The following is a 21,200-nucleotide window of genomic DNA, read 5'->3' on the forward strand; positions in this document are numbered from 1 at the left end:
GCCGAGTTCACCAACCAGTCCGTCAAGCTGGTGGGCCATCGCTAGCCGTTGCGTCTGACGCGGGTCGCGGCGGCGGTCCACTACTACGTTCGGCAAGGTGGTTGGCCATCGCTGTACGTAGGTCGATCAAGACGGCTTCGAAACTATCGAGTTGTTCGGACGAGTAGCGCGACATCGCCGCGTCGAGTTCCTCTGCCAACGATGCGAAGAACTCGTCGGCGCGAGCGTGCACATTCGTACTGCTGCGCAGCGTCACCACCCGGCGGTCGGTGCTCTCTCGGCTGCGCTTGACGTGCCCTGCCTGTTCGAGACGATTGACCATCGAGGTCGTCGCCCCCGAACTGAGGCCGATGCGATTGCCCAGTCGCGCGGGCGAGATCGGGGCGTCACGCTCCTCAGCGTGCACAATCTCCATCAAGGCTTCCGAATCAGTGGAGTGCAGACCAATCCAGCTACCGAAGAGGCGGCTGAACTGGTTGAAGATCGTCCCGTACAGGCGCATTTCCTCCATCAAACGCGCGTGTCTATCGGCCGAGTTGTCCGCAGCCGCCTTACCGGCATTGTCAGCAGCGACACCTCCACGTGGGCCTCGATGACCAACCCGACCGCTTGACAAAGCCCCTCCTAGCATTAACCTTCATAATCAAGATACTTAGTTTCGAAGCGACCTTAATCGCTGTGCTGGCAGATTACGCCCAAAGGAGTTCCAGTGACCGAAGAGATCCCCGACTCTGCGACCCAGAGGGCGTTCAACCAGCACGTGATCGACGAATTTCGCGCCAACCGCGGCAAGGTCGGCGGGCCATTCGCGGGTCAAAATTTATTACTGTTGACAACCCAAGGCGCAAGGTCCGGCTTGACTCGACTGGTGCCCTTGTCCTACTTGACCGTCGACGGCGTCATGATCCTGGTCGCATCTCTGGCCGGCGCTGATGTCGATCCCGCCTGGGCGCACAATCTGCGGGCCCACCCGCGAGCGCATATCGATCTCGGCACGCACGACTTCGATGTCATCGCGCGCGAACTTCCACAGACCGAACGCGATGCCGTGTTTCCCAAAGTCACGGCGATGGAGCCCATCTACGCCAACTACCAGTCGAAGACCGCGCGGGTGATCCCCGTGTTCGAACTTCAACGCGCCGAAAGCTGAACGCTAGCTGGTTGCGTCGTCGACGACGCTGTCGCGCGTGTCGACGAGTTGTGGAATCAAAGCAGTCCGTCGAGGACTCTGATTAAAGCGGGTTAATTGTGAGCATTTCGTCGAAAACGCGTCGCTGGCTGGGGCTGATCGCCATCGCTCTCGGGGTCGCGTTGATCGTCGTCGACACCACCATCGTGAAGGTGATCGTACCGTCGATCATCGATGATATGAATGTCAATTCTGCGCAAGCACAGTGGATTCAGGAGACGTTCTTCACCACATTGAGCACCACGCTGAAGACAACCCTCAGCAACCAGAACATCCCACCGCAGCAAACCGATGGTCTGACCCATGCCATTCCCGACAGCGCTGGCGCCGCAATTGAAAGTCTTGCTGCACCACCACGAACACATTTCGCCGCCGACGCCGCACGTGAGGCCATGACACACAGCGTCAGCCTGGTCGGCAACATCGCTGCCGCCATCATCGTGCTCGGCCTCGTCACAACCGCATTCATCCGTACACAACCCCAGCACCCAACACAAACGTCCGACACCCCACAGTCGGGGTGAAACGCATCGCGCTCAATGACCATGCCCTGGGAACCCAATCCACAACTATTGACAATTGCTTCCAGCCCATCGGTGTGCAGCTCTATGGTGAGCCGTTACGGTAACGCTACTGGTGTAGCGATGATGATGTGTTAGCTTGGAAGGCTTTTCACCGTCTACTTGATTCTGACCTGCCGCCTCAACATGACCTTTCGGAAGATGAACAATTATGAAGATCGAGCAACGGACGTTTGAGGCGAGCGGCATAAAATGCGCTGCAACGCTGACATTGCCGGACTCCAAGCGGGGCCATTGCGTGCCGGCCGTTCTCACCGCACCCGGTTTCGCCGGCGTCAAAGAGATGATTATCCCGGACTATAGCCGGGAGTTCGCCGAGCGCGGCGTCGCCTCTTTGGCATTCGACTACCCCGGATTCGGTCGGAGCGCGGGAGAGCCCCGTCAAGAGGTCGACCCGCCACAGCAGTTGCGCGCCTTTCGTGCAGCACTTGACATCGTTGCTGCCGACCCGCTCATCGACCGGGACCGGATAGGGGTGTGGGGCACCAGCTTGTCGGGCGGACACGCGCTCATGATTGCTGCCACTGACTCTCGCATCCGCGCCGTCGCGGCAGTCATCCCCTTCATCTACCTGACTCCCAACGCGAACGTCACGCTCGTTCCCACCGTGGTCAAAGATGCCGCGTTCCGACTCCTCCGCCGCCCGGGCCTCACCATCCCGGTGGCTGGCCGTCCCGGCGAGATCGCCGCCATGAACTCCGACGGCGCCTATGAGTGGGCTTCAGACATGGCGGCCGGGGCACCCACCTACCGGAACGAAGTCACCGTGGCATCGCTGCTAAAACTGGCACGCTGGTCTACCCGCACAGCCGTGGCGAAACTGTCCGTGCCGACGTTAATCATTCTGGCTGAAAGCGACACCATCACGCCGCCAGTGCGAGTGCGCAAGGCCCTCAGCAGTGTCCGCCAAGTGACGTACCTGTCATATCCACAGTCACATTTCGAGCTGTTCACCGTGCACGGCGAGTCAGTGCGGCGCACCACCGTTGACTGGGTGGCCAACCAACTGTGTCCTTGACTGATCGTCGACCGCGAAAGCCGTTTGGCGGATCGGCGCAGCCCGCGGCGGACCCGTATCCTGGCACGAGGCTTCTAGCGAAGGGTTTCAGTGGTCGGCAACAGCGCAGGTGGCGAGCATCGGCAGTCCCGCGGCGGAAACGGCAGTGGCCCACGAGGTCCGTACCGGCACGAGAAGCGCCCCCAGCCGCCGAGGCGTTCGGGGCCACAACGCGCTCGTCGAACCCAGCCCGACAAAGACACCGAAGCGCCAACCGGCCAGAGTGGGCCAATGCTGTCCGCCGACATTGAGGCTCGCCAGCTTGCACCGGAGATCCGCCGCGAGCTCACCACTTTGGACCGCAATACCGCAGACTTCGTCGCGCGTCATCTCGTGGCGGCCGGTGAGTTGCTCGATGAGGAGCCCGAGGCGGCACTTGAACATGCCCGTGCGGCCCGCGCCCGGTCCGGGCGCATCGCCGCCGTCCGTGAAGCTGTCGGAATTGCGGCCTATCACTGTGGTGACTGGGCGCAGGCGCTGGCCGAACTGCGCGCAGCCCGCCGGATGGGCAGCAAGTCTGCGTTACTTCCGCTGATCGCCGACTGTGAGCGCGGCCTGGGCCGGCCAGAGCGGGCGGTTGAGTTGGCCCGGGGGCCCGAGGCGGCCCAGCTCAGTGGCGATGACGCCGACGAGCTACGCATCGTCGCTGCCGGCGCCCGCGCAGACCTCGGCCAGCTCGAACAGGCCTTGACGGTGCTGTCCACTCCGCAGCTCGATCCCGCCCGCACCGGACCGACCGCGGCGCGGTTGTTCTACGCCTACGCCGAAACGTTGCTGGCCCTCGCGCGCAGTGATGAGGCGTTGCAATGGTTCCTGCGCTCGGCGGCCGCGGATATCGAGGGTGTCACCGACGCCGAAGATCGAGTGAGCGAGCTCGGCTGACGTGGGAACGATTGCGCAGCAATACGATTGCCTGCTTCTCGATCTGGATGGCACGGTGTTTCGCGGCCATCAGCTCACCGAGGGTGCGGTCGAGTCGCTGGACAAGGTGCCCGGCCGGAAGCTGTTCGTCACCAACAACGCGTCACGCAGCGCTGAAGAGGTGGCCGCACACCTACGTGATCTGGGCCTCGACGCCACCGGCGACGCCGTCGTCACCAGTGCGCAAAGCGCCGCCCGGGTGCTGGCCGAACAACTGGACCCCGACACCCGCGTGTTGATCGTCGGCACCGAGTCGCTGGCCAACGAGATCGTGGCGGTGGGATTACGGCCGGTACGGCTGTGGCAGGACAAACCGGACGCGGTGGTGCAGGGCCACTCGACTGAAACCGGCTGGTCCGATCTCGCCGAGGCCGCACTGGCCATCCGCGCCGGAGCGCTGTGGGTGGCAGCCAACGTCGACCCCACGTTGCCGTCGGAGCGCGGGATGTTGCCCGGCAATGGGTCCATGGTGGCCGCGTTGAAAACTGCCACCGATACCGAACCGCAGATAGCCGGCAAGCCCTCACCCACGTTGATCAAAGATGCGTTGGCGCGCGGAGATTTTCGTTCCCCGCTGGTGGTCGGTGACCGGTTGGACACCGATATCGCCGGGGCCAACGCGGCCGGGCTGCCCAGCATTATGGTGCTCACCGGCGCCAATTCCGCGCGTGATGCCGTATACGCGATACCCGAGCAGCGGCCCACCTACATCGGGCATGACCTGCGTTCGCTGCATCAGGACGCCGACCTGCTGGCCGTGGCGCCGCAATCGGGTTGGCAGGCCGACACCGGCGACGGATCCATAACAGTCAGCAGCTGTGCGCAACCGGAGCCCGACGACGGCTTGTCGGTTGTTCGCGCGGTCGCCTGCGCGGTGTGGAAGGCGCACGTCGACGGTCAGCCGTTCACCATCGAGGCCGCTGACGAGACCGCCCGCGATGCCCTGCAGCGCTGCTCCCTGGTGTAAATCGACTAGCGTAAGGAGCGCAATGAGTACCGAACCCGACCAGATTCGCGCGCAGATCGACGCCGTGATCGCCGAGCTGCCCGATCCTGGCGACGGCGAAAACGCTCTCGCCGAGACCGATCTCGACGAAATAGCCCGCCGTCTGTCCGATGCGCATGACATGTTGGTGCGTGCCCTGGAGTCGGCGGAGAAGGGTTGAGTGCGCTGTGCCACGGCGTGCCCGTGTTGATGTCGAACTGGTTCGGCGTGGACTGGCGCGGTCCCGCCAACAGGCCGCTGAGCTGATCGGCGCGGGCAAGGTGAGCATCGACGGCATGCCGGCGGTCAAAGCCGCCACCGCGGTCACAGCTACCGCCTCGCTGACTGTCACCGGTGATGGCGCGCGCACCTGGGTGTCGCGCGGCGCCCACAAACTCATCGGCGCCCTGGATACTTTCGGGATCAGTGTCGAGGGTCGGCGTTGCCTGGATGCCGGCGCGTCCACCGGTGGGTTCTCCGAAGTCCTGCTGGATCGGGGTGCGCGCGAGGTGGTCGCCGCTGACGTCGGGTATGGCCAGCTGGCCTGGTCGCTGCGCTCGGATCCGCGGGTGGTCGTCGTCGAACGGACCAACGTCCGGGACCTGTCACCGAGCGTGATCGGTGGCCAAGTCGATGTGATTGTGGCTGACCTGTCGTTCATCTCGTTGACGACGGTGTTGCCCGCACTGACGCGATGCGCTTTACCCGACGCCGATATCGTTCCCATGGTGAAGCCACAGTTCGAGGTGGGCAAAGGTCAGGTGGGGTCCGGAGGAGTGGTGCACGATCCGGAACTGCGCGCGGGATCGATGCTGGCTGTCGCCCGTCACGCCGCCGAGCTGGGATGGCATACCGCCGGCGTCACCGCCAGCCCGCTGCCCGGCCCGTCGGGCAATGTCGAGTACTTCCTGTGGCTGCGCACCCAGGCCGGGCCGGCGCTATCGGGCGATGAGCTGGTGCAAGCGGTGCACGATGCCGTTAGCGAGGGGCCGCAATGATGCAGGAACGCACCGTGCTGCTGGTCGTCCACACCGGACGTGAAGAAGCCACCGAGACCGCTCGCCGGGTGGAAAAGGTGCTGGGCGACAACGGTATTGGGCTTCGGGTGTTGTCGGCCGAGGCAGTCGATCGGGGATCGCTGCACCTGGCGCCCGGTGATATGCGCGCATTGGGCGTCGACATCGAGGTCGTCGACGCTGATCCGCAAGCCGCCGACGGATGCGAACTGGTGCTGGTGCTCGGCGGTGACGGCACCTTTTTGCGGGCCGCCGAATTGGCACGCAACGCGTGCATCCCAGTCTTGGGCGTCAACCTGGGCCGGATTGGATTTTTGGCCGAGGCCGAAGCCGAGGCCATCGATATCGTGCTCGACCACGTCGTGGCTCGCAGCTACCGGGTGGAGCATCGCTTGACGTTGGATGTCGCGGTACGCGCCGAAGGGCGGGTGATCGATCGCGGATGGGCGCTCAACGACGCCAGCCTAGAAAAGGGCCCGCGGCTGGGCGTACTCGGGGTGGTCGTCGAAGTCGACGGCCGGCCGGTGTCGACGTTCGGCTGCGACGGTGTGTTGGTGTCGACACCGACCGGATCCACCGCGTACGCCTTCTCCGCCGGCGGCCCGGTCTTGTGGCCGGACCTGGAGGCAATTCTGGTGGTGCCCAACAATGCTCACGCACTGTTCGCCCGGCCGATGGTGACCAGCCCGGACGCCACCGTTGCGATCGAAATCGAGGCGAGTGGGCACAACGCGCTGGTGTTCTGCGACGGCCGCCGCGAGATGTTGGTGCCGGCCGGTGGTCGGCTCGAGGTGACGCGCTGCGACACAGCGGTGAAATGGGCGCGGCTGGACAGTGCACCGTTCACCGACCGCCTGGTGCACAAGTTCCGGCTGCCGGTCACCGGCTGGCGCGGGCAGTAGCGGTGCTGGCGGAAATTCGGATCGACTCGCTGGGCGCCATCAGCGTTGCCGTTGCCGAGTTTGGTCGCGGCCTGACGGTGCTGACCGGCGAGACCGGGACCGGAAAGACCATGGTGGTCACCGGCCTGCATCTGCTCGGCGGGGCCCGCGCCGACGCCAACCGGGTGCGCTCGGGAGCAGAGCGGGCCGTCGTCGAAGGACGTTTCACCACAACAGATCTCGAGGAGTCGGTAGCTACGCGCGTCGACGACATCCTCGACTCATCGGGCGCAGAACGTGACGAAGACGGCAGCGTGATCGCACTGCGCTCGGTCAGCCGCGACGGCCCGTCGCGCGCCTATCTGGGCGGTCGCAGCGTACCGGCCAAATCGCTGAGCGGTTTCACGACTGAGCTGCTCACTCTGCATGGGCAAAACGACCAGCTGCGGTTGATGCGGCCCGACGAGCAACGGGCCGCGCTGGACCGGTCGGCAGCTGTCGACTCTCGCCTCGAGCGCTACCGCAAACTGCGCGACGCATGGCAGAACGCCCGCCGCGATTTGGCTGACCGCCGCAGCAGGGCGCGTGAGTTAACCCAGGAGGCCGACCGCCTCAAGTTCGCGCTGCAGGAAATCGACGCGGTGGATCCGGCGCCGGGCGAGGACGACGCACTGGTCGCCGACATCAATCGACTCTCCGAACTGGACGCCCTGCGCGAGGCGGCCGCCGCAGCGCGCGCGGCGCTCGCCGGGGCAACCGACGACGTCGATGCGCTGCAGCCGATCTCAGCAGCCGACTGCCTCGGCCGGGCGAAGACCGCATTGGAAGCCGCCGACGACATGGCGTTGCGCAGCCTGGCCGATCAACTGGGACAGGCATTGACGGTGATCAGCGACGCCGCTCGGGAGCTCAGTGACTACCTCAACGAGCTGCCTGCAGACGCCAGCGCGCTGGATACCAAGCTGGCCCGGCAAGCCGAGCTGCGGACGCTGACCCGCAAATACGCCGCAGACATCGACGGCGTGTTGGCGTGGGCCCGCGAATCGCGAGACCGGTTGGCGCACTTGGATATCTCCGAAGAAGCGCTGGACGGGCTCCAACGCCGGGTCGACGAATTGGCAGCCCAATTGGGCGATGCCGCAGTCGATGTCAGCAAGACGCGCAGCCAGGCCGCCAAGCGATTGGCCAAAGCGGTCACGGCGGAACTGTCCGGTTTGGCGATGGCCGACGCCGAATTCACCATCAGCGTGACCCCGATGCCCGCCGGCGACGGCGACCCGGCTGCGTTGAAGTTGCCGTCCGGAACGCTGGTGCATGCCGGCGGTGACGGCGTCGACCAGGTCGAGTTCGGGTTCGCCGCGCATCGGGGGATGGCCGTGCTGCCACTGGCCAAAAGCGCGTCCGGCGGTGAGCTGTCGCGGGTGATGCTCGCCTTGGAGGTGGTGCTGACGACGTCATCGAACCGGTCGGCGGGCACCACGATGGTCTTCGATGAGGTCGACGCCGGAGTGGGCGGCCGGGCGGCGGTCCAGATCGGCCGGCGGCTGGCCCGGCTGGCCGGCAGTCATCAGGTGATCGTTGTGACACATCTCCCGCAAGTCGCGGCGTACGCCGATGTGCACCTGATGGTGGAGCCCACCGGACGCGACGGTGCCAGCGGTGTGCGACGCCTCGACGGCGACGAGCGCGTCAGTGAACTGGCCCGGATGCTGGCCGGGCTCGGCGACACCGACACCGCCCGGGCACACGCGCGGGAGTTGCTTGAGGCCGCTCAATGTGACCGGATTGCGACATCCTGACCGCTTCTCAGCATGTGACAGATGTGAAAAGATATAACTTCTGATGCTGCTGTTACGGCGCGCCTCCTCGTCGCGGCGCTAGTTCACCGACAGAATCGCCCCCATGAGGATGACTGCTCTTCTGTCCCGTAATGCATCGCCGCGGCCCGGCGTCGTCGGCACTGCCCGGGTTGACCGTGACATCGATCGGTTGCTGCGACGAGTATGCCCCGGTGACATCGTTATCCTCGATGTGCTTGATCTGGACCGGATCACCGCCGACGCACTTGTCGACGCCGAGATCGCCGCCGTCGTCAACGCATCCCCGTCGGTCTCCGGCCGCTACCCCAATCTGGGACCAGAGGTGTTGGTGGCCAACGGCGTGACACTGATCGACGAGACCGGGCCGGAGGTTTTCAAGAAGGTCAAAGACGGCGCCAAGGTCCGGCTGCACAACGGCGGCGTGTACTCGGGTGATCGCCGACTCATCCTCGGCACCGAGCGCACCGACCACGACATCGCCGACTTGATGCAGGAAGCCAAGAGCGGCCTGGTCGCGCATCTGGAAGCGTTCGCCGGCAACACGATTGAATTCATCCGAAGTGAAAGTCCGCTGCTGATCGACGGGATCGGTATTCCCGACATCGACGTCGACCTACGCCGCCGCCATGTGGTGGTGGTCGCCGACGAAGCACACGCCGAGGATGACCTCAAGCGCCTTAAGCCGTTCATCAAGGAGTACCAACCAGTTTTGATCGGTGTCGGCACCGGCGCCGATGTACTGCGCAGAGGCGGATATCGCCCGCAGATCATCGTCGGTGACCCCAGCGAGCTCAGCACCGAAGTGCTCAAGTGCGGCGCGCAGGTGGTATTGCCCGCCGACGCCGACGGCCATGCTCCCGGCCTGGAGCGGATCCAGGATCTCGGTGTCGGTGCGATGACCTTTCCAGCCGCCGGCTCGTCCACCGATCTGGCGCTGCTGTTGGCCGACCATCATGGCGCCGCGCTGCTGGTCACCGCCGGGCATACCGCCAACATCGAAACGTTCTTCGACCGGACCCGTCAACACAGCAACCCGTCGACATTTCTGACCCGGCTGAGGGTGGGAGAGAAGCTGGTCGATGCCAAGGCGGTTTCCACCTTGTACCGCAACCGCGTTTCGGCCGGGGCCATCGCCTTTTTGATCCTGTCGATGCTGATCGCGGTCATCATCGTGCTGTGGGTCTCACGCACCGACGCGATGGTGATGCACTGGATCGTGGACTACTGGAACCGCTTCTCGCTGTGGGTGCAGAGCTGGATCACATAGAACCGTGATTTCCCTACGCCAACACGCGATTTCGCTGGCTGCGGTATTTTTGGCCCTTGCGGTCGGTGTCGTCTTGGGTTCTGGCTTGCTGTCCGACACGTTGCTGTCCGGGCTGCGTGACGAGAAGCGAGACCTACATTCGCAGATCAATGCGCTCAACGACCAGAAGAACGCACTCAACGAAAAGCTCAGTGCGGCAAATAACTTCGATGCGCAAATGGCCGGACGGATGGTGCACGACGCGCTTGATGGTAAGTCGATCATCGTCTTCCGCACTCCGGACGCCACCGACGACGACGTCGATGCGGTGTCGAAACTCGTCGGACAGGCGGGGGGAGCGCTCACAGGCACGGTGTCGCTGACTCAGGAGTTCGTCGACGCCAATTCCGCGGAGAAACTGCGGTCGGTGGTCAACTCGTCGATCGTGCCGGCGGGTGCGCAGTTGAGCACCAAGCTGGTTGACCAGGGTTCGCAGGCGGGCGACCTGCTGGGGATCGCATTGCTGATCAGCCGGGATCCGGCCGTTCCGACCGTCGACGACGCTCAGCGTGACACCGTGCTGGCGGCGCTGCGCGACACCGGATTCATCGCCTACGGTGACCAGCACGTCGGTGCGGCGAACGCTGCGTTGGTGGTCTCCGGCGGTGCCCTCGGCGACGACGCCGGCAACCAGGGAGTGAGCGTGGCGCGGTTTTCATCGGCGCTCGCACCACACGGCTCGGGCGTGCTGCTGGCCGGCCGCGACGGCTGCTCGGTGGGTACGGCCGCCGTGGCGGTGGCACGCGCCGATACGGCCATGGCATCGGCGATCAGCACCGTTGACGATGTGGACGCCGTCTCCGGCCGGATCACCGCGATCCTGGGTCTGCATGACCTGCTCGACGGGGGGCGAACTGGTCAATACGGCATCGGTCACGGCGCCACCTCGCTGACCATCGCGCAGTAGGCGCCTCTCGCCGGGCGTGTTAGCAACCGCTCGACGGTGTGGGTGTTAGGGTGGGGTTCCGTGGGTCGGCAGGCGCAACACAGGCTGGAAACCAGCCTAAAAGAGAAGGCCCTGCGCCGTCTTCACGGAGGTCGCTCTATTGCGTAGGCATCCGCAAACCGCCACCAAGCACCTCTTTGTCAGCGGCGGCGTCGCTTCCTCGCTCGGCAAGGGCTTGACCGCCAGCAGCTTGGGCCAATTGCTGACGGCGCGCGGGTTGCAGGTGACAATGCAGAAGCTCGACCCCTACCTCAACGTCGACCCGGGCACCATGAACCCGTTCCAGCACGGTGAGGTCTTCGTGACCGAGGACGGCGCCGAAACCGACCTCGACGTCGGTCACTACGAGCGGTTCCTGGACCGGGACCTGTCTGGCTCGGCGAATGTCACTACCGGCCAGGTGTATTCGACGGTGATCGCCAAAGAACGCCGCGGCGAGTATCTGGGCGACACCGTGCAGGTGATTCCGCACATCACCGACGAGATCAAGAGCCGCATCCTGGCAATGGCCGAGCCGGACGCCGACGGTAAGCGCCCAGATGTGGTGATCACCGAAATCGGCGGCACGGTGGGCGATATCGAGTCGCAACCCTTTCTGGAGGCAGCCCGACAGGTACGCCACGATCTCGGCCGGGAGAACGTCTTCTTCCTGCACGTGTCACTGGTGCCCTACCTGGCGCCATCGGGTGAATTGAAGACCAAGCCGACCCAGCACTCGGTCGCGGCGCTGCGCAGCATCGGTATCACGCCCGACGCGTTGATCCTGCGCTGCGATCGCGACGTTCCCGAATCGCTGAAGAACAAGATCGCGCTGATGTGCGACGTCGACATCGACGGCGTCATCTCCACTCCTGATGCGCCGTCGATCTACGACATTCCGAAGGTTTTGCACCGCGAGGAACTCGACGCATACGTGGTGCGCCGGCTCAACCTGCCGTTCCGCGATGTCGACTGGACAGAATGGGACGACCTGCTTCGCCGGGTGCATGAACCGCAGGAGACGGTGCGAATCGCGTTGGTCGGCAAGTACGTCGATCTCTCCGATGCCTACCTGTCGGTCACCGAGGCGCTGCGCGCAGGTGGATTCAAGCATCACGCCAAGGTCGAGATGCGCTGGGTCGCATCCGACGATTGCCAAACCGCAACCGGTGCGGCAGCGGCGCTCAGCGAAGTCGACGGTGTGCTGATACCGGGCGGGTTCGGTATCCGCGGCATCGAAGGCAAGATCGGTGCCATCCACTATGCGCGGACCAGGGGTCTCCCGGTGTTAGGGCTGTGTCTTGGGTTGCAGTGCATCGTGATCGAGGCTGCGCGCTCAGCGGGCCTGGCCCAAGCCGACTCCGCCGAATTCGACCCGGCCACCCCGGATCCGGTCATCTCGACTATGGCCGACCAGGAGCAGATCGTGGCCGGCGAAGCAGATCTGGGCGGCACCATGCGGCTGGGGGCTTACCCCGCGGTACTGGAACCGAATTCCATTGTCGCCCAAGCCTACCAATCGACGCAGGTATCGGAGCGGCATCGGCACCGCTACGAGGTCAACAACGCCTACCGGGATCAGATCGCCAAGAGCGGCCTGCGGTTCTCCGGAACTTCCCCCGACGGGCACTTGGTGGAATTCGTCGAATACCCGCCGGACATGCACCCATTCGTTGTCGGTACTCAAGCGCATCCAGAGTTGAAGAGCCGACCCACCCGGCCGCACCCGCTGTTCGCCGCGTTTGTCGGCGCCGCCATCGACTACAAGGCCGCCGAACGACTACCCGTTGAGATTCCGGAGCATCGGGCGAACGGCAATGACCACCGCGACGGTTCCACGGCTACTCACCCCGAGCCCGAGCCTGCCGCCCGTGGCTGAGCACGTTTTCGAGACCACGTCGTCCGAAACCCTGCATACCGGAAAGATCTTCGCACTCCGCACCGACCATGTCCGGATGCCCGGCGGCAAAATCGCCGCCCGCGAAGTCGTCGAGCACTACGGTGCGGTTGCCATCGTCGCGATGGACGACGACGGCAACCTCCCGATGGTGTATCAATACCGGCACGCATTCGGGCGACGGTTATGGGAGCTGCCGGCCGGGCTGCTCGATGTCAACGGCGAGGCCGCGCAGCACACCGCCGCCCGAGAACTGCGGGAGGAGGCGGGCCTACAAGCAGAGAACTGGCAGGTGTTGGTGGACTTGGATACCACCCCCGGCTTCAGCGACGAATCGGTGCGCGTCTACCTGGCGACCGGGTTGACGCAGGTGGACAGACCCGACGCGCATGACGAAGAAGCCGACATGACCGTGCACTGGTATTCCCTCAGTGATGCCGTCAGCCGGGTGTTTGCCGGTGAGATCGTGAATTCCATTGCCGTGGCGGGCATTTTGGCGGCGCACGCAGTACGCCAAGGCGTTGCCCAGCCGCGGACGGTAGACGCGCCGTGGATCGACAAGCCGACGGCGTTCGCCAAACGGCAGGCCACCCGGTGACCACGCTGGCGCCGCCGCCGTTGCAGGCCCAGTTGCAGGGATATTTGGATCATCTGACCATCGAGCGGGGCGTGGCGGCCAACACGCTGAGTTCGTATCGCCGCGACCTGCGCCGCTACTCGGAGTACCTCGCGCTACGCGGCATTGACGATCTGGGCAGCGTCGGCGAAAACGATGTCACCGAGTTCCTGGTGGCACTGCGCCGCGGAAACCCGGAGACGGGCGTGTTGCCGCTGTCGGCGGTATCGGCGGCTCGGACGTTGGTCGCGGTGCGCGGCCTGCACCGGTTTGCCGCCGCCGAGGGGCTGGCCGAACTCGACGTGTCACGCGCCGTCAAGCCGCCCACCCCGGGGCGTCGGCTGCCCAAAAGCCTGACTCTCGACGAGGTGCTGGCCCTGCTGGCCGGTGCCGGCGGCGACAGCCCGTCGGACGGGCCGCTGGCCCTGCGCAACCGCGCTCTGCTGGAACTGCTGTACTCGACCGGAGCGCGAATCTCTGAAGCTGTCGGACTCGACGTCGACGACGTCGACGTCCATGACCGCTCGGTGCTGCTGCGCGGCAAAGGCGGCAAGCAGCGGCTGGTGCCGGTTGGGCGGCCCGCGGTGCAGGCGCTGGACGCGTATTTGGTGCGGGGCCGACCGGATCTGGCGCGCCGCGGTCGTGGCACACCGGCAATTTTCCTCAACGCGCGCGGTGGCCGGTTATCCCGCCAAAGCGCCTGGCAGGTCCTTCAGGACGCGGCCGAACGCGCCGGGATCACGTCGGGGGTGTCACCGCACACGCTGCGGCACTCGTTTGCGACGCACCTGCTGGACGGCGGCGCCGATGTGCGGGTGGTGCAGGAGTTGTTGGGCCACGCCTCGGTGACGACGACGCAGATCTACACGCTGGTCACCGTGCACGCGCTGCGCGAAGTGTGGGCCGGCGCCCACCCCCGCGCGCATTAACCCCGCCACTGCGCCGAACGTCGACTTGTTGGGCAGATTCGCCCAGGTTTTGACGACAAGTCGACGTTCGACGAGCTATCCCAGGTACTCCGACTCCAGCACCAGGTCCGCGATCAGGGTCTGGTACTCGGCGTGCGCCTTGTGTTCGGTGGTGTTCCACAGCGTGCCCTGCTGACGGCGCATGTACTCGCGGTACTTCGGGGCGCCGGGCATCTTCACGTTGTCGGCCACCACGATCGAGCCGGTATGCAGCCAGCCGCGGTCGAGAATGCTCTGCAGGTCGGTCAGGTAGGCGTCCTTGTCGTGGTCGAGGAAGACGAAGTCCACCGCGCCGGCGGTAAAGCCGTAGTCGTCGGCCAGCGCCTCCAAGGTGCGTCCGCCATCGCCGATCGTGCCGACCACACACGTCACTCGGTCCGCGACGCCGGCGTGCGCCCAGATCTGCCGAGCATTGTCTGCGTTGGCCTCGGCCAGCTCGACCGAGTAGACCTTGGCGGTCGGGGCGGCCCGGGCGATCCGCAGCGCGCCGTAGCCACAGTAAGTGCCCAGCTCCAGGGCCAGCTTCGGGTCGGCCCGCCGGACCGCGGCGTCAAGCAGCGCACCCTTCTCGTCGCCGACATTGATCAGCATCGACTTCTCGTAGGCGAAGCGATCGATGGTAGCCAGCACATCGTCGACGTCGCCGGCACGGGCGTTCTGCAGGACGTAGTCGACGGCTGCGGCCTCCCGTCCGTCGCCGATCTGACCCGTCGTGGTGATGTTGCGGGCCCCGGTTGCCATCCGCCAGACCGACCACCGCAGAAACGGGATGCGTTGCTTCAGACTCATGACCGACACCATAGTCGCGTATCGGCTGGTTACCTCGCCTGCAAGTCTCCCGGCACAGCCGCGCAAAACGGCTACACTTTCCCCCGATGTCCGCCATTACCCGAACGCCGCGCACCCTTCGGTGGTGCGTGCCGAGCAGCGGCCGGGCATGACCCGCGCCGACGACGAGGGGGCCGGCGTAGCCGGGATCGAGGAGCGGCGCTGATGACCGACAACACCGACAGCACCCCGGAGGTCGGCCTGACCGGTCGCCCGCCGCGGGCGATTCCTGAGCCCAGGCCACGGACCTCGCACGGCCCGGCCAAGGTGGTCGCGATGTGCAACCAGAAGGGCGGTGTGGGCAAGACCACGTCGACGATCAACCTCGGCGCGGCGCTCGCCGAGTACGGCCGCCGGGTGCTGCTGGTGGATCTCGACCCGCAAGGTGCGCTGTCGGCGGGTTTGGGTGTGCCGCATTACGAGTTGGAGCGCACCGTCCACAACCTGCTGGTCGAGCCCCGTGTGTCGATCGACGACGTGCTGATCCACACCCGCGTGAAAACCATGGACCTGGTGCCGTCCAACATCGATCTGTCCGCCGCCGAGATCCAGTTGGTCAACGAGGTTGGCCGCGAGCAGTCGCTGGGCCGCGCGCTGCATCCGGTGCTGGACCGCTACGACTATGTCCTCGTTGACTGCCAACCGTCGCTGGGCCTGCTCACCGTCAACGGTCTGGCCTGCTCGGACGGGGTGATCATTCCGACCGAGTGCGAATACTTCTCGCTGCGCGGGCTTGCGCTGCTGACCGACACCGTCGAAAAGGTCCGCGACCGGCTCAACCCGAAATTGGAGATCAGCGGCATCCTGATCACCCGCTACGACCCGCGCACGGTGAACTCCCGCGAGGTGATGGCCCGGGTGCTGGAGCGCTTCGGTGACCTGGTGTTCGACACGGTGATCACCCGAACCGTCCGCTTCCCGGAGACCAGCGTCGCCGGCGAACCGATCACGTCCTGGGCGCCCAAATCGGGCGGCGCGCAGGCCTACCGCGCGTTGGCCCGCGAGGTCATCGACCGATTCGGCGCGTGACGAGTACCGACACCGCTACCCAGAACGGCTTCCAGGTCAGGCTGACCAATTTTGAGGGGCCGTTCGACCTGCTGCTGCAGTTGATTTTCGCGCACCGCCTCGACGTCACCGAGGTAGCGCTACACCAGGTCACCGATGACTTCATCGCCTATACCCGCGAGATCGGCCCGCAACTGGGGCTAGAGGAGACGACGGCGTTTTTGGTCATTGCGGCCACGCTGCTCGACCTCAAAGCCGCGCGGCTGCTCCCGTCGGGTCAGATCGACGACGAGGAAGACCTGGCGCTGTTGGAGGTGCGCGACCTGCTGTTCGCCCGGCTGCTGCAATATCGGGCGTTCAAGCATGTGGCGGAGATGTTCGCCGAGTTGGAGGCTGCGGCGCTGCGCAGCTATCCGCGGGCGGTGTCGCTGGAGGATCGATTCGAAGGTCTGCTGCCCGAGGTGATGCTCGGCGTCGACGCTGAGCGGTTTGCCGAGATCGCCGCGACCGCTTTCACCCCGCGGCCGGTGCCGACCGTGGCCACCGAGCATCTGCACGAACTGATGGTGTCGGTGCCGCAACAGGCCGAACGGCTGTTGTCGCTGCTGGCAGCGCGGGGGACGGGGCAGTGGGCGTCGTTTTCCGAACTGGTCGCCGATTGCCAGGTGCCGATCGAGATCGTCGGCCGGTTCTTGGCGCTGCTCGAACTGTATCGGGCCCGGGCGGTAGCATTCGACCAGTCAGAACCGCTTGGTGTGCTCCAGGTTTCGTGGACCGGAGAACGGCCGACCACCGACGACTTGGAAGACTGATGACCGAAGAAGCGCGCGATCCCGACCTGGGCATCCGCGCCGGCGACGATGCAGAGCGCAGCGATGAGGAGGAGCGGCGCCTATTCGACGTCGCGACCGCACCCGAATTGCCCGACGACGAGCTTGGCGCCGTGCTCGAGGCGCTGCTGCTGGTCGTCGACACCCCGGTAACCGTGGAGGCGCTGGCCGCGGCGACCGAACAACCGGTGTACCGGATCGCCACCAAGCTGCAGCTGATCGCCGAGGCACTCACCGAACGCGACAGCGGCATCGACCTGCGCGAGGCCGGCGGCGGATGGCGGATGTACACCCGCGCCCGGTTTGCGCCGTATGTGGAGCGGCTGGTGCTGGACGGGTCGCGCTCCAAGCTGACCCGCGCGGCGTTGGAGACGTTGGCCGTGGTGGCCTACCGCCAGCCGGTGACCCGGGCGAGGGTGAGCGCGGTGCGAGGGGTCAACGTCGACGCGGTGATGCGGACCTTGCTGGCGCGCGGGCTGATCACCGAGGCCGGCACCGATCCCGACACCGGCGCGGTCGCGTTCGCTACTACCGAGCTGTTCTTGGAGCGGCTGGGTCTCTCCTCGCTGGCCGATCTGCCCGATATCGCGCCGCTGCTACCTGATGTCGACATGATCGACGACTTGAGCGAATCGCTGGACGCCGAGCCGCGTTTCATCAAGCTCTCCGGTGACGCCAATGAGGCCGATAAACCGTTGTCATTCGACGTGGACCAGTGATGGCCGAAGGTGTACGCCTGCAGAAAGTGTTGTCGCAGGCTGGAATTGCCTCGCGCCGGGTCGCCGAAAGGATGATCACCGACGGCCGCGTCGAGGTCGACGGGCAGCTCGTGACCGAACTGGGCACCCGCGTCAACCCCGACGCGTCGGTGATTCGGGTCGACGGGGCACGGGTGGTTCTCGACGAGTCGCTGGTATATCTGGCGTTGAACAAGCCGCGCGGCATGCATTCGACAATGTCCGACGACCGCGGGCGGCCCTGCATCGGCGATCTGATCGAGCATCGGGTGCGCGGCAACCAGAAGCTGTTTCACGTCGGACGGCTCGACGCCGACACCGAGGGGCTGATCTTGTTGACCAACGACGGCGAATTGGCGCACCGGCTGATGCACCCGTCGTATCAGGTTCCCAAGACATACATCGCCACCGTCGCGGGAGCGGTGCCGCGCGGTCTCGGCAAAAAACTGCGCGGTGGCATCGAATTGGACGACGGCCCTGCTGCCGTCGATGATTTCGCGGTGGTGGATACCGTGCCGGGCAAGACGCTGGTGCGGGTGACCCTGCACGAGGGCCGCAAACGCATTGTGCGACGGCTGTTGGCCGCGGTCGGCTTCCCCGTGCAGGAGTTGGTACGCACCGACATCGGGGCGGTCTCGCTGGGGCAGCAGCGCCCCGGCAGCATCCGGGCTTTGGGCCGCAAGGAGATCGGTGACCTCTACCGGGCGGTCGGCCTGTGAGTGTTGTGATCGCGGTCGACGGTCCGGCCGGGACCGGAAAGTCGTCGGTATCAAGGGGATTGGCTCGTGCCCTGCAGGCACGCTATCTCGACACCGGTGCCATGTACCGCATCGTGACGCTGGCGGTGTTGCGCGCCGGCATCGATCCCGAGGATGAATTAGCCGTAGGCGCCGCCGCGGCGACGGTTGAGTTGTCGGTCGGCTATGACCCCGACGTGGTCCGCTGTTACCTTGCCGGTGAAGATGTTTCGGCCGAGATCCGCGGTGACGAAGTCACCCGCGCAGTGTCGGCGGTGTCATCGGTGTCGGCGGTGCGTACCCGGCTGGTGGAGTTGCAGCGCGAGTTCGCGGACGGCAGGTCAAGCATCGTCGTGGAAGGACGCGATATCGGAACGGTGGTGCTGCCCGACGCCGACGTGAAGATCTTTTTGACCGCAACGGCCGAGACTCGGGCGCGGCGGCGCAACGACCAGAACGTCGCTGCCGGGTTACCCGACAACTACGACACCGTGCTGGCTGACGTTCGTCGACGCGACCATTTGGATTCGAGTCGAACGGTCTCGCCACTACGGCCGGCGTCGGACGCCGTCGTCGTCGACACCAGTGAAATGACCGAGACCGAGGTGATCGCGCACCTGCTCGAACTGGTGCAGCAGCGAAGTGAGGCACTGCGATGAGCCAGGACGGCACCTGGGCCGACGAAAGCGATTGGGAACTCGGCGAATCCAATTCGGTTGACGAATCGTCGGGCCCGCCACCGGTCGTGGCGGTGGTGGGCCGGCCCAACGTCGGCAAGTCGACGCTGGTGAACCGCATCCTGGGCCGGCGCGAAGCGGTCGTTCAGGACGTTCCCGGTGTGACCCGTGACCGGGTGTCCTATGACGCGCTGTGGACCGGCCGGCGGTTCGTCGTGCAGGACACCGGCGGGTGGGAGCCCGACGCCAAGGGATTGCAGCAGCTGGTGGCCGAGCAGGCTGCTGTGGCGATGCGCACCGCCGACGCGGTGGTGCTGGTGGTCGACGCCGTGGTCGGGGCGACCGCCGGCGACGAGGCAGCCGCCCGCATCTTGCGGCGGTCCGGAAAGCCAGTGTTCTTGGCCGCCAACAAAGTTGACGGGGAGAGGGGCGAAGCCGACGCGGCGGCGCTGTGGTCCCTGGGGCTGGGGCAACCGCATGCGATCAGCGCGATGCACGGTCGCGGTGTGGGCGACTTGCTCGACGAGGTGGTCGGCGCGCTGCCGCAAGTGGCCGAGTCAGCGTCGGTCACCGGCGGGCCGCGACGTGTCGCGCTGGTTGGCAAACCCAACGTCGGAAAGAGTTCGCTGCTGAATCGGCTGGCGGGGGATGAGCGCTCGGTGGTCCACGAGGTGGCCGGCACGACGGTCGACCCGGTGGACTCGCTGATCGAAATGGACGGCAAGGTCTGGCGGTTCGTGGACACGGCCGGTCTGCGTCGCAAGGTGGGTCAGGCCAGTGGACACGAGTTCTACGCCTCGGTGCGCACGCATGGCGCCATCGATGCCGCCGAGGTGGTGATCGTGCTGATCGATGGCTCGGCGCCGTTGACCGAACAGGATCAACGGGTGCTGTCGATGGTCATCGAAGCCGGACGCGCGCTGGTATTGGCGTTCAACAAATGGGATTTGGTCGACGAGGACCGCCGTTATCTGCTGGAACGCGAAATCGACCGCGAGTTGGTGCAGGTGCGCTGGGCTCAGCGAGTGAATATCTCCGCCAAGACCGGCCGGGCGGTGCAGAAGCTGGTGCCGGCACTGGAAAACGCATTGGAGTCGTGGGATACCCGGATTGGGACGGGACGGCTCAACACGTTCTTCAAAGAGGTGGTGGCCGCGACGCCGCCGCCGGTGCGCGGTGGAAAGCAGCCCCGCATTCTGTTCGCCACCCAGGCGACAGCCCGGCCGCCGACGTTCGTGTTGTTCACCACGGGGTTTCTGGAGGCCGGCTACCGGCGGTTCCTGGAGCGACGGCTGCGCGAGGCGTTCGGCTTCGAGGGCAGTCCGATCCGGATCAACGTGCGGGTGCGCGAGAAGCGGAGCGCCAAGACCCGCTGAGCGGTCAGCTTGGCATTAGGGTGCCACAGTGTCTGTTTCGCACCTAGTGTTGATCATGTTGGCCGGCCTGGGGGCCGGCGCGGTGAATTCTCTGGTGGGTTCCGGCACCCTGATTACGTTTCCCACGCTGGTGACGCTGGGCTATCCACCGGTGGTGGCCACCATGTCGAATGCGGTCGGCCTGGTGGCCGGCGGTGTGTCGGGGACTTGGGGATACCGTCGCGAGTTGCGCGGCCAGTGGCATCGGTTGCGCTGGCAGATTCCGGGATCGCTCACCGGCGCGATGCTGGGCGCGTGGCTGCTGCTGCACCTGCCCGAAAAAGTGTTCAACGCAGTGGTGCCGGCGCTACTGATCGCGGCGCTGACCTTGGTCGTGATCGGCCCGCGGATCCAGGCCTGGGCGGGGCGACGCGCGGTGAGCGCCGGCCGCTCCGCTGATCACTTGAGTCCGGCGCGGATGACGGCGCTGGTGGCAGGCACGTTCGCCGTGGGCGTCTACGGTGGCTACTTCGCCGCCGCGCAGGGCATTCTGCTGATCGGCGTGATGGGAGTCCTGCTTCCCGAGTCGATGCAGCGAATGAACGCGGCGAAAAACCTGCTGGCGCTAGTGGTGAACCTGGTGGCGGCCTCGGCCTACACCCTGGTCGCCTTCGACCGAATCAGCTGGGCAGCGGCAGGGCTTATCGCAGTCGGCTCGTTGGTCGGCGGTTGGCTCGGCGCACACTACGGGCGTCGGCTCTCCCCGAATGCGCTGCGCGTCACGATCGTCATCGTCGGCGCCATCGGCCTCTATCGCCTGTTGACGATCTGAGACACGACAATCTGCGTGGTTTCTTCGGCCGTGG

At 65.6% G+C, this 21,200-nt stretch carries 22 protein-coding genes and 2 pseudogenes; 22 read left to right on the forward strand and 2 right to left on the reverse strand.

The annotated features are described in order from the left end of the window. Positions 1-22: 22 nt before the first annotated feature. Complete coding sequence (locus tag AC5Y42_RS17735; RefSeq protein ID WP_499899908.1) at positions 23-511, reverse strand: MarR family winged helix-turn-helix transcriptional regulator; 489 nt, start codon at positions 509-511, stop codon at positions 23-25. A 198-nt stretch (positions 512-709) separates the two neighbouring features. Between AC5Y42_RS17735 and AC5Y42_RS17740 the strand changes: the two genes are divergently transcribed. From AC5Y42_RS17740 to xerD, 14 genes are all read left to right on the forward strand, one after another. Beyond that, positions 710-1,150 carry a nitroreductase/quinone reductase family protein gene (locus AC5Y42_RS17740; RefSeq protein WP_499899909.1) on the forward strand — a complete coding sequence of 147 codons (441 nt, stop codon included), beginning with the start codon at positions 710-712 and terminating at the stop codon, positions 1,148-1,150. A gap of 98 nt (positions 1,151-1,248) precedes the next feature. Continuing rightward, complete coding sequence (locus AC5Y42_RS17745; protein ID WP_499899910.1) at positions 1,249-1,713, forward strand: hypothetical protein; 465 nt, start codon at positions 1,249-1,251, stop codon at positions 1,711-1,713. Positions 1,714-1,921: 208 nt separating this feature from the next. Continuing rightward, the gene (locus AC5Y42_RS17750) at positions 1,922-2,788 is read left to right on the forward strand and encodes an alpha/beta hydrolase (RefSeq protein ID WP_499899911.1); all 867 of its coding nucleotides are present in this window, start codon (positions 1,922-1,924) and stop codon (positions 2,786-2,788) included. A gap of 90 nt (positions 2,789-2,878) precedes the next feature. Further along, positions 2,879-3,709, forward strand: coding sequence for a tetratricopeptide repeat protein (locus tag AC5Y42_RS17755; protein WP_499899912.1), 831 nt, complete (start codon positions 2,879-2,881; stop codon positions 3,707-3,709). 1 nt (position 3,710) lies between these two features. Beyond that, entirely contained in the window at positions 3,711-4,715 is a 1,005-nt protein-coding gene (locus AC5Y42_RS17760; protein ID WP_499899913.1) for an HAD-IIA family hydrolase, read from the forward strand. A 22-nt stretch (positions 4,716-4,737) separates the two neighbouring features. Further along, entirely contained in the window at positions 4,738-4,914 is a 177-nt protein-coding gene (locus AC5Y42_RS17765; RefSeq protein WP_499899914.1) for a hypothetical protein, read from the forward strand. A 7-nt stretch (positions 4,915-4,921) separates the two neighbouring features. Beyond that, entirely contained in the window at positions 4,922-5,731 is an 810-nt protein-coding gene (locus AC5Y42_RS17770; protein WP_499899915.1) for a TlyA family RNA methyltransferase, read from the forward strand. Then, the gene (locus tag AC5Y42_RS17775) at positions 5,728-6,651 is read left to right on the forward strand and encodes an NAD kinase (RefSeq protein ID WP_499899916.1); all 924 of its coding nucleotides are present in this window, start codon (positions 5,728-5,730) and stop codon (positions 6,649-6,651) included. The genes AC5Y42_RS17770 and AC5Y42_RS17775 overlap by 4 nt, the downstream gene beginning before the upstream one ends. A 2-nt stretch (positions 6,652-6,653) precedes the next feature. After that, the gene (gene recN, locus AC5Y42_RS17780; RefSeq protein ID WP_499899917.1) at positions 6,654-8,429 is read left to right on the forward strand and encodes a DNA repair protein RecN; all 1,776 of its coding nucleotides are present in this window, start codon (positions 6,654-6,656) and stop codon (positions 8,427-8,429) included. A gap of 103 nt (positions 8,430-8,532) precedes the next feature. Beyond that, the gene (gene steA, locus AC5Y42_RS17785; protein ID WP_499899918.1) at positions 8,533-9,717 is read left to right on the forward strand and encodes a putative cytokinetic ring protein SteA; all 1,185 of its coding nucleotides are present in this window, start codon (positions 8,533-8,535) and stop codon (positions 9,715-9,717) included. Positions 9,718-9,721: 4 nt separating this feature from the next. Beyond that, on the forward strand, positions 9,722-10,663 hold the full coding sequence (locus AC5Y42_RS17790) for a copper transporter (RefSeq protein WP_499899919.1): 942 nt from the start codon (positions 9,722-9,724) through the stop codon (positions 10,661-10,663). Between the two features lie 139 nt (positions 10,664-10,802). Beyond that, positions 10,803-12,560, forward strand: a complete 1,758-nt coding sequence (gene pyrG / locus AC5Y42_RS17795) for a CTP synthase (protein ID WP_499899920.1) — start codon at positions 10,803-10,805, stop codon at positions 12,558-12,560. Further along, complete coding sequence (locus AC5Y42_RS17800; protein ID WP_499899921.1) at positions 12,553-13,176, forward strand: NUDIX domain-containing protein; 624 nt, start codon at positions 12,553-12,555, stop codon at positions 13,174-13,176. Before pyrG ends, AC5Y42_RS17800 begins: the two co-directional genes overlap by 8 nt. A 20-nt stretch (positions 13,177-13,196) precedes the next feature. After that, the gene (gene xerD / locus AC5Y42_RS17805; protein WP_499899992.1) at positions 13,197-14,123 is read left to right on the forward strand and encodes a site-specific tyrosine recombinase XerD; all 927 of its coding nucleotides are present in this window, start codon (positions 13,197-13,199) and stop codon (positions 14,121-14,123) included. 75 nt (positions 14,124-14,198) lie between these two features. Here xerD and AC5Y42_RS17810 read toward each other — a convergent pair whose 3' ends face one another. Then, positions 14,199-14,951: an O-methyltransferase gene (locus tag AC5Y42_RS17810; protein ID WP_499899922.1), complete on the reverse strand. Its 753-nt coding sequence runs from the start codon at positions 14,949-14,951 to the stop codon at positions 14,199-14,201. Here AC5Y42_RS17810 and AC5Y42_RS17815 point away from each other — a divergent pair. The 8 genes and pseudogenes from AC5Y42_RS17815 to AC5Y42_RS17850 all read left to right on the forward strand — a co-directional run bounded on the left by AC5Y42_RS17815 (position 14,950) and on the right by AC5Y42_RS17850 (position 21,166). Further along, positions 14,950-15,156, forward strand: a complete 207-nt coding sequence (locus tag AC5Y42_RS17815; protein ID WP_499899923.1) for a hypothetical protein — start codon at positions 14,950-14,952, stop codon at positions 15,154-15,156. The two genes, AC5Y42_RS17810 and AC5Y42_RS17815, sit on opposite strands and share 2 nt — an antisense overlap. After that, positions 15,156-16,019 carry a ParA family protein gene (locus AC5Y42_RS17820; RefSeq protein ID WP_499899924.1) on the forward strand — a complete coding sequence of 288 codons (864 nt, stop codon included), beginning with the start codon at positions 15,156-15,158 and terminating at the stop codon, positions 16,017-16,019. Before AC5Y42_RS17815 ends, AC5Y42_RS17820 begins: the two co-directional genes overlap by 1 nt. Continuing rightward, positions 16,007-16,893, forward strand: a pseudogene (locus AC5Y42_RS17825) (segregation/condensation protein A); the annotation flags it as partial. The gene AC5Y42_RS17820 and the pseudogene AC5Y42_RS17825, both read left to right, overlap by 13 nt. A 3-nt stretch (positions 16,894-16,896) precedes the next feature. Further along, a pseudogene (gene scpB / locus AC5Y42_RS17830) lies at positions 16,897-17,547 on the forward strand (SMC-Scp complex subunit ScpB); the annotation flags it as partial. Then, entirely contained in the window at positions 17,547-18,284 is a 738-nt protein-coding gene (locus AC5Y42_RS17835; RefSeq protein WP_499899925.1) for a pseudouridine synthase, read from the forward strand. The pseudogene scpB and the gene AC5Y42_RS17835, both read left to right, overlap by 1 nt. Further along, positions 18,281-18,961 (forward strand): (d)CMP kinase, encoded by a 681-nt coding sequence (gene cmk / locus AC5Y42_RS17840; RefSeq protein WP_499899926.1) that lies wholly within the window; start codon positions 18,281-18,283, stop codon positions 18,959-18,961. Before AC5Y42_RS17835 ends, cmk begins: the two co-directional genes overlap by 4 nt. Further along, on the forward strand, positions 18,958-20,355 hold the full coding sequence (gene der / locus AC5Y42_RS17845; RefSeq protein ID WP_499899927.1) for a ribosome biogenesis GTPase Der: 1,398 nt from the start codon (positions 18,958-18,960) through the stop codon (positions 20,353-20,355). Before cmk ends, der begins: the two co-directional genes overlap by 4 nt. A gap of 28 nt (positions 20,356-20,383) precedes the next feature. Further along, positions 20,384-21,166 (forward strand): sulfite exporter TauE/SafE family protein, encoded by a 783-nt coding sequence (locus tag AC5Y42_RS17850; RefSeq protein WP_499899928.1) that lies wholly within the window; start codon positions 20,384-20,386, stop codon positions 21,164-21,166. The last annotated feature ends 34 nt before the right edge of the window (positions 21,167-21,200 follow it).

This window comes from Mycobacterium sp. NGS48, assembly GCF_059812585.1.

Excerpts from the sequence above, each read along its gene's own strand:
- AC5Y42_RS17735 (WP_499899908.1), bottom strand. The coding sequence starts at position 511 with ATGGAGGAAATGCGCCTGTACGGGACGATCTTCAACCAGTTCAGCCGC.
- AC5Y42_RS17815 (WP_499899923.1), top strand. The coding sequence starts at position 14,950 with ATGACCGACACCATAGTCGCGTATCGGCTGGTTACCTCGCCTGCAAGT.
- AC5Y42_RS17775 (WP_499899916.1), top strand. The coding sequence starts at position 5,728 with ATGATGCAGGAACGCACCGTGCTGCTGGTCGTCCACACCGGACGTGAA.
- AC5Y42_RS17820 (WP_499899924.1), top strand. The coding sequence starts at position 15,156 with ATGACCGACAACACCGACAGCACCCCGGAGGTCGGCCTGACCGGTCGC.
- AC5Y42_RS17835 (WP_499899925.1), top strand. The coding sequence starts at position 17,547 with ATGGCCGAAGGTGTACGCCTGCAGAAAGTGTTGTCGCAGGCTGGAATT.
- AC5Y42_RS17765 (WP_499899914.1), top strand. The coding sequence starts at position 4,738 with ATGAGTACCGAACCCGACCAGATTCGCGCGCAGATCGACGCCGTGATC.
- der (WP_499899927.1), top strand. The coding sequence starts at position 18,958 with ATGAGCCAGGACGGCACCTGGGCCGACGAAAGCGATTGGGAACTCGGC.
- steA (WP_499899918.1), top strand. The coding sequence starts at position 8,533 with ATGAGGATGACTGCTCTTCTGTCCCGTAATGCATCGCCGCGGCCCGGC.
- AC5Y42_RS17810 (WP_499899922.1), bottom strand. The coding sequence starts at position 14,951 with ATGAGTCTGAAGCAACGCATCCCGTTTCTGCGGTGGTCGGTCTGGCGG.
- AC5Y42_RS17750 (WP_499899911.1), top strand. The coding sequence starts at position 1,922 with ATGAAGATCGAGCAACGGACGTTTGAGGCGAGCGGCATAAAATGCGCT.